General features: G+C 28.8%; 8 protein-coding genes. 7 read left to right on the forward strand and 1 reads right to left on the reverse strand.

The features are described 5' to 3' along the window. Nucleotides 1-21: 21 nt before the first annotated feature. Complete coding sequence (gene rnr, locus BTO16_RS12990; protein ID WP_105022101.1) at nt 22-2,241, reverse strand: ribonuclease R; 2,220 nt, start codon at nt 2,239-2,241, stop codon at nt 22-24. 111 nt (nt 2,242-2,352) lie between these two features. Here rnr and BTO16_RS12995 point away from each other — a divergent pair, with 111 nt between their 5' ends. The 7 genes from BTO16_RS12995 (at nt 2,353) to BTO16_RS13025 (ending at nt 12,822) form a co-directional block, all read left to right on the forward strand. After that, complete coding sequence (locus BTO16_RS12995) at nt 2,353-3,282, forward strand: diacylglycerol/lipid kinase family protein (protein WP_105022102.1); 930 nt, start codon at nt 2,353-2,355, stop codon at nt 3,280-3,282. 333 nt (nt 3,283-3,615) lie between these two features. Further along, nucleotides 3,616-4,215: an RNA polymerase sigma-70 factor gene (locus tag BTO16_RS13000; protein ID WP_105022103.1), complete on the forward strand. Its 600-nt coding sequence runs from the start codon at nt 3,616-3,618 to the stop codon at nt 4,213-4,215. Nucleotides 4,216-4,292: 77 nt separating this feature from the next. Further along, nucleotides 4,293-5,426 (forward strand): FecR family protein, encoded by a 1,134-nt coding sequence (locus tag BTO16_RS13005; RefSeq protein WP_105022104.1) that lies wholly within the window; start codon nt 4,293-4,295, stop codon nt 5,424-5,426. 81 nt (nt 5,427-5,507) lie between these two features. After that, on the forward strand, nt 5,508-8,768 hold the full coding sequence (locus BTO16_RS13010) for a SusC/RagA family TonB-linked outer membrane protein (protein ID WP_170064473.1): 3,261 nt from the start codon (nt 5,508-5,510) through the stop codon (nt 8,766-8,768). 1 nt (nt 8,769) lies between these two features. Further along, nucleotides 8,770-10,215 (forward strand): RagB/SusD family nutrient uptake outer membrane protein, encoded by a 1,446-nt coding sequence (locus tag BTO16_RS13015; RefSeq protein ID WP_105022106.1) that lies wholly within the window; start codon nt 8,770-8,772, stop codon nt 10,213-10,215. Beyond that, nucleotides 10,202-11,668, forward strand: coding sequence for a hypothetical protein (locus BTO16_RS13020; RefSeq protein WP_105022107.1), 1,467 nt, complete (start codon nt 10,202-10,204; stop codon nt 11,666-11,668). The genes BTO16_RS13015 and BTO16_RS13020 overlap by 14 nt, the downstream gene beginning before the upstream one ends. 8 nt (nt 11,669-11,676) lie before the next feature. Continuing rightward, nucleotides 11,677-12,822: a cytochrome-c peroxidase gene (locus BTO16_RS13025; RefSeq protein ID WP_105022108.1), complete on the forward strand. Its 1,146-nt coding sequence runs from the start codon at nt 11,677-11,679 to the stop codon at nt 12,820-12,822. Nucleotides 12,823-12,840 lie beyond the last annotated feature (18 nt).

The raw sequence follows: 12,840 nt of genomic DNA on the forward strand, positions 1-12,840 counted from the left end.
TTATACGTTTGTGTTTTATATCTATTCTTCAATTAAGTTAAAATCTAAATGTTTACGTTCTAAATCTGTGTTTTTTACTCTAATTTTTACTGCATTTCCTAATTGATAAATATGTTTGGTAGATTGCCCAACAATTGCATATTGTTTTTCATCAAAAATATAATAATCGCTTTTTATATCTCTAATTCTAACCATTCCTTCACATTTATTTGATGAAATTTCTACGTAAATTCCCCATTCTGTAACGCCAGTAATAACACCATCAAATATTTCATCTTTATGATCTTGCATGTATTTAACCTGCATGTATTTAATAGAATCTCTTTCTGCTTTAGATGCTAATTCTTCTCTTTTTGATGAATGCTTACACTTTTCTTCATATTTGTCTGCTTTTGGCGAATCTCCGCCATCTAAATAATGTTGAAGCAATCTATGTGTCATTACATCAGGATAACGTCTAATTGGTGATGTAAAATGACTATAGTAACCAAAAGCCAAACCATAATGACCAATATTTTGTGTTGTGTAAACAGCCTTAGACATCGTTCTAATGGTTAAGGTTTCAATCATATTCGATTCTGCTTTACCATGAACATCGCTTAATAGCTTGATTAAAGAATCTGATGTTGATTCTTTAGTATCTGTATTTATTTTATAACCAAATTTGCTAATAATGTTTTGTAAAGAAGCTAGTTTTTCGATATCTGGTTCATCATGCACTCTATAAATAAATGTTTTATTTGTTGCTTTTCCTTTAGAAAAACCTATAAACTCAGCAACCTTTCTATTTGCTAACAACATAAATTCTTCAATTAATTTATTAGCATCTTGCGATTCTTTAAAATAAACACCAACAGGGTTTGCGTTTTCATCCAAATTAAACTTTACCTCTACTCTATCAAATGAAATTGCGCCTTCTTTCATTCTTTTTTTACGAAGAATTTTTGCTAGTTCATCCATTTTTAAAGTTGCTTCTACAATTTCTGGAATTATTGTATATTCTTTATCAATAATAGAAATATCAACAGGCATTGTATATGGCAGAATGTCATCAGATAATTTACAATTTTCTATTATAGACTGTGCTTCTTCATAGGCAAAACGTTGATCAGAATAGGTTACCGTTCTACCAAACCATTCACTAACAATTTGTGCCTTTTGATTTATTTCAAACACCGCAGAAAAAGTTAATTTTTCTTCATTTGGTCTTAAAGAACAAACACCGTTACTTAACATTTCTGGTAACATTGGTACTACTCTATCTACTAAATAAACAGATGTTGCACGTTTATAAGCTTCATCATCTAAAATAGTTTTTGGTTCTAAATAATGAGAAACATCGGCAATATGAATCCCTATTTCATAATTACCGTTTTCTAATTTTGTAAATGATAATGCATCATCAAAATCTTTTGCATCTTTTGGATCTATCGTAAACGTTAAATCTTTACGCATATCTCTACGTTTTGCAATTTCTGCTTTAGTAATTTCTATGGATAAACTTTCTGCTTCTTTTTCTACTTCTGGTTCAAATTCATAAGGCAAATCGTATTCTAATAAAATAGAATGCATTTCTGTATTATGATCTCCTGGTCTACCTAAAACTGTAGTAATTTTACCAAACGGATTTTTAGAGTTTTCTGGCCAATCTACAATAGTAGCTTGTACTTTATCACCATCTTTTGCGCCATTAATATTGTTTTGCGATACAAAGATATCCGCATACATTTTATTACTATCAGGCACTACAAAACCAAAGTTTTTATTCATTTGTAAAACGCCTACAAACTCAGTTTTTGCACGTTCTAAGATTTCAACAACATCTGCTTCTAATTTTTTTCCGCTTCGTTTTGAATACACATACGCTTTTACAGTATCTTGATGCAACCCTTTACCAAGGTTTATATTTGGTATAAAAATATCGTCTTCGTAGTCATCGGTAATAAAATACCCATTTCCGTTAGATGTAATATCTAACGTACCAACAGAATACTTTCTATCTTTATTAATTTGAAACTTACCGCGGTCTATTTCATTTACTTTTTTTGTAGCTGTTAATTCTGCTAACTTCTTTAACAGCTGAGTTTTACCATCTGTATCAGAAATTTTTAATTTTGCAGCAATTTGTTTGTAATTATAAAACTTTTCGCTGTCTTCGTTTAATACTTTAAATATATTTCTGGTTAAGTCTTTTACAACATTCCCTTTCTTTTTAAATATACCTTTCTTTTTTTTTGTCATTAATTCTTACTTCTTGTTATATGATACCAAATTACAATTTTTTACTGTAATTGTTTATTAAAAAATAGTTATCAAACTATTATTGTATTTTGGCTTTTTAAATTATTATTTATGTCTCATTTCGTCAAGCACAATGCTGGCTCTTGGTTTATAATTGCAAATCCTACTTCTGGAAACCGGAATTTTTCTAAACAATGGAAGGAAATTCAACAATTATTAACCAACAAAAAAATAGACTTTTCTGTTGCTTTTACACAGTTTTCTAAACACGAAATTGAATTGGTAACTACCGCTATTCAAGAAGGTTTTAGAAATATTATTTCGATTGGTGGAGATGGAACACTACATCATGTAGTAAACGGAATAATGATGCAAAGGTATGTAAAAACTTCTGATATAACTATTGCGGTAATTCCGCTTGGTACTGGCAATGATTGGATAAAAACCTATAACATTCCAAATAATGTAGAAAAATCAATAGAAATCATCCACAGAAATAAAACAATTTTACAAGATATTGGCGCTTTAGAAACAGATGCTACCTCCATTTCTTACTTTAATAATGTAGCTGGTTTAGGGTATGATGGTTATATTGTTAACAAACTAAACTCACTAAAACGCTTTGGCGCTATTGCTTATTTGGTAGCCGGAGTTTCTGGTTTATTATTTTATAAAAAGTCTGTTTTTACAATTATTTTTGATGATAAAAAAATAGAAACAAATTGCTTAATGACCCTTTTTGGAATTTGCAAATTCTCTGGTGGTGGCCTCCAATTTACAAAAGATATAAATACTTCGGATGGTTTTTTTGATATTACCATTGCTAAAAATCTAAATTTGTTTGATTTAATCTACAATATCAAAAAATTATACAACGGAAATATAGTAAATCACAAAAAAATTGAAACCTATAAAACCAAAGAAATAACAGTTATTCCAAAAAACTTAAATCCTTTTATTCAAGCAGATGGAGAGTTAATTGGAACCGGAAAAGTAACTGCAAAAATTATAGAAAAGGCGATTCGTTTTGTGGTGAATTAGGTTTTTTGAGCACAGTAAAGCGCAATAGACTGTTTTTTAATATATCAAAGAGTAACTGCTATTTTATAATAGCCAAACAACTTGTCCTTGTTTAATTCTTTAAATCTTAAACAATGATAAAACGATAAAATTCTGGGCTTTAAAAAGTAAAACCTTAGAAAACAAAAATAAATTATTATTGTCACTTTAACTTTTATATCATTTGTACAAGCAGATTAAAGAGTTTGTAAATTAAGAATGGGTAAAAGGTTTATATTATTACTGTATAATGCTTTTGTAAGCTGTTGATTTTACCTAGATTCGTATAATAATAGCCGTTACTTTTTGTTAAAAATGAAGAACATAGAAAATGAAGAACTTAAAAAATTTGTTCTCTTTAAAAAAGGGAATGAAGCTGCTTTTGAGTACTTTTTTTATAAATTCTACAGTACTATTGTTGGTTTTTGTGTACAATTTATTTATGACGAAAATGAGGCAAAATGCACTGCGCAAGAAGCTTTTTTGAATCTCTGGAAACAAAGAGAGAAAATAGAAACTGTAAACGGAATTTCTTCTTTTTTGTACACTTACTCTAAATCTAAATGCCTAAATATTATACGCCATAAAAGGGTAAAACAAAAATATACAAACCATATACTTTCTGAAAAAGAGAAACTTTTAAATTTAGAAATCTTACAATCTTTAGAATTCGATTCTTTAACGTTTACAGAATTAGAAACTCTTATTTTTAGTTCTATTGACGAATTGCCAGAAAAAACCAAAGAAATATTTAGAAAAAAAAGGTTTGAAAATAAAAAAAACAAAGAAATTGCAGACGAAATGAATATTTCTATAAAAACTGTAGAAGCTCATTTTTCTAGTGCTATAAATGTTTTAAAGAAAAAATTATCAGCCTATTTACCTGCAATCTTACTTTATTTTATCTTAAATTAACATTTCATTTAGGGTTTTTTAAAAGTGAAGTGTACTTACTTATGTAAACTTTAAAGTAGTTCTCCTTAAAAGATAAAATGATTCACGATTTATTATATAAATACTTAAATAACGAAGCTTCAGAAGAAGAAGTTTTACAAGTTTTTGATTGGATTGAAAAATCTGACAAAAACAAAGCGGATTTTATACAATTAAAAAAACTCTGGGTTTTGTCAGTACCAAATTCTAATGCAAAAAACTTATATGATTGGAATCTAATAAAAGCACAGATTCCGTTACCTAAAAAGAAATTTTATAGTAAAACGCTTAAATACGTTGCAACCATTGCAATCGTATTTGCAAGTTTAGGATACCTTACAAACGTATACTTTAAAGCTGATAAAAAAGAAAGTATTGAACTAAAAGACTATGTTGTTTTAGAAAAAAGTTCTGGTAAAATTGAATATATATCAGAAAAAAGCAATAAAAACATAAAAGATAGCTTAGGCAATATTATAGGTAAACAAACTAACAAAGAACTTGTTTATTATAAAAATTCTGCAATTAAAACAGTAACCTACAACACTATTAAAGTTCCTTTTTCAAAAACGTTTAAAGTGGTACTTTCTGATGGAACTACTGTTCATTTAAACTCAGGAACAACTTTTACGTATCCAGAACAATTTAATGTTGCAAATACTAGAAAAGTAATTTTAAAAGGAGAAGCTTATTTTGAGGTTTTTAAAGATAAAAACAATCCTTTTATTGTAGAAGCAAATGATGTAAATATCGAGGTTTTGGGTACTACTTTTAATGTAAGCAACTACGAAGATGATAATTTTATAAACTGTGTTTTAACAGAAGGGTCTGTACGTTTATCAGAAAAAGAAAACCAAGAAAATAGTATCATTCTAAAACCAAACGATAAAGTAACTTGGCAAAAAAATGCTAGAAATTTTACATTAGAACAAGTAAAACCATACAACTACGCTGCCTGGATTAACGGTGAATTAGTTTTTAATAAAGAATCTTTTAACAATATTGCTAAAAAAATAGAGCGTTATTATGATGTTAAAATTGTAAATAAGTATCCTTTTTTAGGTTCACAAGAATTTACTGGAACAATAAAAATCAAAGAAAAAGATGTTGAAACTATTTTAGATTTATTTAAATTAGATACACCTTTTAAATACACAAAAAATAACAGTATTATAGAAATCTATAATCCTTAGTTTTTATAAAAAATGATAGCGAACAGAACGACTTACATATCTTTAAAAATTAAAAAAACTTTTTTCCTTATTGTTTTTTTTATGCTAATCGTTGCACATTCATTTTCGCAAAATATTACTATCAACAAAAAAAACAAACCTTTAAAAGAAATTATAAATTCTATAGAAGAACAGACATCTTACAGAGTATTATTTAATGCAAAAAAAGTAAATAATGCTACAAATATTTCTTTAAATGTAACTAACACACCCTTAAAAGAAGTGTTAAATATACTAGCTAAAGAACTTAATATAGACTACATCATACAAAATAAACAACTATTATTTATTGATAAAAAAACGGCCATTGAAACAAGAGGTATTTCTGGAATTGTAAAAAGTAAAGTTGATAATTTTGGCATTCCGAATGCTACAATAATAATTAAAGGAACAAAGAAAGGAGCAGTTACAGATATCGATGGCAAGTTTAAATATTTAATTAACGATCCAGATGTAGGTTCTGTAATTTTAGAAGTGTCTTATTTAGGTTTTAAAACAAAAGAGGTTCCACTAGAAAATAAAACATATTTCGAAATTTTATTAGATGAAGGTGCTACTAATTTAAGTGAAATTGTAATTACCTCTTCTTACGGAACGCAAAAATTAAAAGAAGAAGTTGTAGGTAGTATTGCTACTGTAAACGCCAAAGATCTTGGCGTAGAACAACCTGTTGTTTCTTTTGATGAGTTACTAGAAGGGCAAGTTGCTGGTGTTTCTATTGAAACAAGTCCGCGTCTTGGCGAGGCTGTAAAAATAAATATTCGAGGTCAAGGATCTTTAACGCCTTTAAACGGAAATGTTGTAGGCACCTCTACCCAACCCTTAATTATTATTGATGGTATTATTTTAGCAGAAGAAGTTGGTTTAGATGGTAATACTATTTTTGATGGCGGAGACGGTAACCTTTCAGAAAACTTTTTAAATCCGTTAGCAAAAATTGGTGTAGATGATATAGAAAGTTTTAGCATTTTAAAAGATGCTGCAGCCGTTGGTTTGTATGGCGCAGATGCTGCAAATGGTGTAATTATAATCACTACAAAAAAAGGAAAAAAAGGAGCGTTGCAATTTAATGCTTCCAGCCAAGTTGGAATTACCAAAGCGTTTAGTGGTTTAAAATATTTAAACGGCGAACAATACAGAACTATTTTAAATGAATACAATAGAAATAGCGGAAATTTACAAGGAGTGCAACCCTGGAACGGCATAAATACCAATTGGTTTAATTTATTAAACACAGACGGCCTTTTTAATAGAGTAAACTTTAGTGCTTCTGGTGGTAAAAAAGACTTTACATACAGAGTAAGTTTAGGTTTTCAAAAAACGGCTGAAGCACAAATAAACAATTCATATCAGAAATTAAATTCTTCTTTTTCTTTAGGTTATAGAAAAGATAAATTTGATGCATCTTTGGTTTTTTCACCATCAATAACCTTAAAAAAAGACCCAAATAAGCTGTATTCTTTTGCATTACAACCAGATATTGCTCCGTTTGATGAAAATGGCGACTTTACTCCTTTTGCAAACTATGGCAATCCTATAGCAGTTGCTAATCAAAATATATCTGATGCTAAAACTTTTGCTTTTTTAACCAGTTTAAAAGCAGATTACTCTTTTAGTAAAAAATTAAAAATATCTTCATTATTTGGTTTAGATTTTTCTAAAAAAGATGAAGATAGGTTTTTTTCTGGTTTAAATGATTCTGGAGATTTTGGTACTGATAAAGATTCTCGTTTCTATAGAGACCCAACAGATAGTTTTGGTTTGGTAAAAGGAAGACGTGTGGTAAGAGATAGAAATACACAACGTTGGAACTGGAACTCTAACATTGCTTACAACACAGTTTTTGGTGAAAATCATAATTTTGATGGAATTTTAGGAATTGAATTACGACAAGAAAAAGTTGATTTTACATACTCAAAAGGTGATGGTTTTGAAGATTTTACAAATGCAATGTCTATTATTAGCAACGCTTTCAAAAAAGATTTTCAAAACGATAGTTCAGAAAATACTGGTAGATCTTTATTTAGTCAGTTTAATTATAATTTTAGTAAAAAATATTTCTTCTTAATAAACTTACGTTTAGACCAAAGTTCTGCTTTTGGTAATGATAGAAACACTGCTTTTAATGGCGGAATTGGTGCAAGCTGGAATATTAGCAAAGAAGATTTTTTAAAGGATAATAAATTCATAGATTTTTTACGCGCAAGAATTAGCTACGGTACCACTGGTAATTCAAGAATTGGCTCTTACAGAGCATTGGGTTTATATACAAAAAATAGAGGCGCTGGTTATAATGATTTTAATTATGCTAATTTATCTTCTGCACCAAACCCTAATTTAACTTGGGAAACAAATAAAAAATTTAATGTTGGTTTAGATTTTAATTTCTTGCGTAAGTTTCAATTTACCACAGATTTTTTTAGAGATGTAATTGTAGACCAAATTGTTACTAGAAATGTAATTGTAGAATCTGGTTTTACATCAGCCGAAATTAATGGTGCTGCAATGTATAACCAAGGAATTGAATTTGCATTAAATGCAGAAATTGTTAAAAATAAAAACTTTTCTTGGAGTGCAAACTTTAATTTTACAACCATAGAAAATAAAGTTACCTCTTTGGTTGGTTTAGGTTCTGCTTTTTCTGCGGCAGAAAATGCAAGAGCACAAACCATTGGCTTTTCTACCTCAACATTATGGGGTTTTGATTTTATTGGTATTGATCCAGCAACTGGTAGAGAATTATTTAATGTAAATGATCAAATTTATGACGGCGCACAAGTTAGAAGCTTATTTGATGCTAAAGATTGGAAACCAATTGGCGATTCTCAAGACGATTTTTATGGCGGATTAAGAAATAGTATTCGTTATAAAAATTTTAATTTAAACATTATTATGTCTTATGCTTACGGTGCAGATATGCTGGTAGACAGAGTTTTATATGACAATTATAATGTATTGACTAACAGAAACATTAATGTAAATATTTTTGAAGACGCTTGGTTTAATCCTGGAGATATTGCTATTCATCCAATAATTATTAATAACAATCCTTTAATAACAAACTCAACAAAATATTTGTTTGATAATTCTCACATCAAATTAAAATCGGTTAGTTTAAGTTATAATTTTCCTGTTAAAAAATATAATTTTCCTGTAAATAGTTTGTCTGTAGTATTTAATGGTTCAAATTTATATTATTGGTTTAAAGATATATCGCCAGAAGGCAAAAACGGAATAGCAGAATTTAGAAATCAATACCCAGAATCAAGAAACTTTACATTGGGCATAAACACAACATTTTAGTATGAAAACAACTAAACTCTTTATCGTTTTTTTCTTGTTGATATTTTTTTCTTGTAATGATTTTTTAAATCAAGAACCTGATCAACAAATTTCTATAAATGAGCAATTATCAACAAAAACAGGAGTTTTAGAAGCTTTAAATGGTGTTTACAAAGATATTGAAGCCATACAATCTAATAATAGTTTGGTATACGCAGATTTACAAGGTGGTAATTTAACATTTACACCCGCTGTTGCTAACAAAACAATTGCTATTCCGTCAGCTTTTGAAAATAGTTATTCTTTTAATGACGATGAGCAACAATCTGATTATGAAGGTTACTACCAAGAATTTTATGGTATCATAAATCAAACAAACGTAATTTTAGACCGCTTTGAAACCTATACTTTTTTATCTGAAAGTGATAAAAATCAATTAAAAGCAGAATTATTAGTTTGTAGAGCTTTTGCACATTACCAGGTAAGTTTGTTATATGCACAAAACTATAATTTTACTGCGGATGCTTCTCATTTAGGTATTGTTTATAACACAAAATCATTGTTAATTGGCGAAGAGTTTCCGTTTAGAAAAACAATGAAAGAGACCTATGATTTATTGAAAATAGATTTAGATACTGCACTTTTATTATTTACTGATACCCATTTTTTTACAGCACCAAGTTATGCGTTATTTAACAAAATGACTACAAAAGCTTTGTATGCAAGAATTGCTTTGCAAATGAATGATTGGCCGCAAGCATTTACCTTTTCTAATGATGTAATTACAACTTCTGGCATTGCACTTACTACAAAAGAAAATTATATTGCAGAATGGGAAAAAGAAGAACTGCCAATTTCTGAAATTGTACTAGAATTTTCTGCGCCAAGAGATAGTGATAACTCTGTATCCTCTTCAATTAGAGAGCATTTTGGTTATGAATCCACAACAAATTATGCAAAATTTGTAGCCTCTGGAGATTTGTTAGGTTTATATGCATCAAATGATATTCGTGGCAATTTATTTCTCAAACAAAATCTATTAACAAATGTTGCTGGAGTGCTACTTAATTTACCCTATTCTTTTACCAAAAAGTTTCAAAATGATGCAGGAACAAATTACATACGATTGTCTGAACTCTATTTAATAAGAGCAGAAGCAAATGCAAGAACAACCAAAGAAAACGATGCTTTAATTGATGTAAATAAAATTAGAGAAAGAGCTGGTTTATCAGCATTAAGTACAACAACAAATCTTTTACAAGAAATTTTTTTAGAACGCAGAAGAGAATTGGCTTTTGAATCTCATTTATTTTTTGATTTGGCGCGTTATAAAAAGAATGTTGTTAGAGATAAAGACTGTTTGGCAAGTGTTTGTAATTTAAACTATCCATCGAACTTTTTTGTATTGCCAATTCCAGATTCGAGCATAAATTTTAACGAAAATATTATACAAAATGAAGGTTATTAAACACCTATTTTTCGGTTTACTTGTACTTGTTATTTTTTCTTGTGAAAATGATGATAGTAAAAGATTTAATGGAGAAAATAATTCATTTGTCCGTTTCTTTTTGTTGGTAGATAGCAACAATAATGTGTTAGAATTTCCAGAAAAAAATGGCAACCTTTTAGCAAAAACAACATATCAAAAAGACAATTTAAAAACTTTAAAAATTCCAGTTGCCATAACAACAGCCAACATAAAAAACCCAATAAATGTTACTTTTAATACGAGTGTAACAGGTATAGATAATTATAGCATTACACCTATAAATAGTTTGTCTTTTACCAATGAAAAAAGAATTGACACCATTTTTATAAAACTAAATGAGCGATGGGATTTAAGTAAAAATCCACAAATAAAACTAGAACTTACAAGTGTTAGTGATGCTAATATTATACTTGGAACTCCTAATACACAAATACAAAATAAAGAGCTAACCATCGGTTTTAAAGAAACAGCGTTTTCTTATTTATTTAATATTAACAGAAAAGAAATTAGTGGTAAACTAAATGAAACTTTTAATTTTAGCGTGCTTTTTCCTAACGGATTTATTGCTTCTGATATAGAGAATATTCCTTTGTTTAGCCAACCTTCAACTTTTAATTATAGTGTGGTTAGAAAACCAATTACGAAAGAAAATGAAGTAGAATTTACACTAACCGTAAATGAAAACATTAATGATGATGTTTCCTTAAATGCTTTTTTATCGCTTTTAGATATTCCTAATTATAAAAAAGGAACAAACGAGTCTTTACAAATTAATAAGCCAATTAAAATTGATCGAGACGGAAATCCGGCAGCTAATTTTTACAATACATCAGATGTTTTTTACAGATTAAGAGGAGAATATTGGAGACCTGATACAGATATACCTGGAAAGTGTGAATGGTTTGCAACAAATATTTTTTCAGTTCCTGTTGTTGTTAATAAAACAGCTGCTAATGCAGTTTTTATAAGTGATAATAACACACCAAATAATGAAAATGATGATATTTATCACCATCGTTTTAAAATAGGTTTTAAAAGTTCAACTGGGTTAGGTGTAAATGTTTTTGCTATTAGAAGTTTAGTTAATGGTATATCTTCAAAATCTCCAGGATTAACTTTAATTGAATCTATAGAGTTTTTTCCTACAAACGGAAACAGTACAACCGGTGGTAAAATGGCAGTAATTGCACAGAATTTAATTCTAATAAGAACTTCTGATAATAAAAGTTTTTCTGTACCAATTAGCGGAAGTGGAACTTATAAAATACTAGATGCTGCAACTAATTTATGGCGAATGGATTTTGAAATTACCTATGATTTTTCTCAAGTAAACGGTACCATTATTACTTTGCCAATGGTTTATAATAATTTACCTGGACAACCAGAACCAGATTTGCCTAATAGTAACTGTTATGAAATGATTAATTTATAAATAAAATTATGATAAAAAAGTCCTTATTTTTTGTTTGTGCAATATTCCTTTTTTTATCTTATAATAAAAAGGAAAAAGAAGAATATAAAGATATTTCTCATTTAAGAAAATTATATTCTCAACCAGATGCTAGTAAATGGCCAAAACCACATCTAGATTCTTTAATTGATAAAGCTACTTTTAAAGATATTGGTGTGCTACCAGAGGTAGAATATCCAATAGATAATCCTTATTCAAATGAAAAAAAACAATTAGGAAAGACATTGTTTTTTGATCCTAGATTATCAAAAAGCGGGCAAATTGCTTGCGCTTCTTGCCATAACCCAGAATTAGGGTGGACAGATAATTCTACTAGATCTTTTGGTCATGATAGGCAAACAGGTAGCAGAAATTCTATGACTATTTTAAATGTATCGCACGCTAAAGAACTTTTTTGGGATGGTAGAGCGTCTAGTTTAGAAGATCAAGCAAGGTTTCCTATTCCGGATAAGTTAGAAATGAATATGGATTTAGAATATGCTGTTGATAATTTAAAAAATATAGAAGGATATAAACCATTGTTTAAAAAAGCTTTTGGTGATCAAGAAATTACATTACAAAAAATACAGTATGCCATAGCTACTTTTGAACGAACAGTAAAAAGTCCGTTAACTAAGTTTGATAAATTTATAACTGGTAAATCAGATAAATTTACAGACCAAGAAGTTTTGGGTCTGCATATTTTTAGAACCAAAGCTAGGTGTATAAATTGCCACAATACAGGGTATTTTTCTGATAATCAATTTCATAATGATGGTCAAACACTTTTTGGTACAAAAGATGAAGATTTTGGTAGGTATAATGTTACCGGCAAAAAAGAAGATATTGGTAAATTTAGAACGCCAACAATAAGAGAAGTTGCCAATACGAAACCTTGGATGCATCATGGTCACTTTCCGTCTTTATTAGATGTTGTTGAATTTTATAACTTAGGAAACCCGGCTCCTATCCAAAATAAATATATAGGTATTGGTAGAGATTCTTTACTACCTACAACATCACCTTTACTAAAAAAATTAGAATTAAATAAAGAAGAAATAGATGCTGTTTTAGCATTTATAAATACACTAAGTACACCCACTAGAAGAACAATAATACCCACATTACCACAATAAATATTAACTTAAAACAAA

It is taken from the genome of Polaribacter glomeratus, assembly GCF_002954665.1.
Lineage (GTDB): Bacteria > Bacteroidota > Bacteroidia > Flavobacteriales > Flavobacteriaceae > Polaribacter > Polaribacter glomeratus.

Excerpts from the sequence above, each read along its gene's own strand:
- rnr (WP_105022101.1), bottom strand. The coding sequence starts at position 2,241 with ATGACAAAAAAAAAGAAAGGTATATTTAAAAAGAAAGGGAATGTTGTA.
- BTO16_RS12995 (WP_105022102.1), top strand. The coding sequence starts at position 2,353 with ATGTCTCATTTCGTCAAGCACAATGCTGGCTCTTGGTTTATAATTGCA.
- BTO16_RS13000 (WP_105022103.1), top strand. The coding sequence starts at position 3,616 with ATGAAGAACATAGAAAATGAAGAACTTAAAAAATTTGTTCTCTTTAAA.
- BTO16_RS13005 (WP_105022104.1), top strand. The coding sequence starts at position 4,293 with ATGATTCACGATTTATTATATAAATACTTAAATAACGAAGCTTCAGAA.
- BTO16_RS13010 (WP_170064473.1), top strand. The coding sequence starts at position 5,508 with ATGCTAATCGTTGCACATTCATTTTCGCAAAATATTACTATCAACAAA.
- BTO16_RS13015 (WP_105022106.1), top strand. The coding sequence starts at position 8,770 with ATGAAAACAACTAAACTCTTTATCGTTTTTTTCTTGTTGATATTTTTT.
- BTO16_RS13020 (WP_105022107.1), top strand. The coding sequence starts at position 10,202 with ATGAAGGTTATTAAACACCTATTTTTCGGTTTACTTGTACTTGTTATT.
- BTO16_RS13025 (WP_105022108.1), top strand. The coding sequence starts at position 11,677 with ATGATAAAAAAGTCCTTATTTTTTGTTTGTGCAATATTCCTTTTTTTA.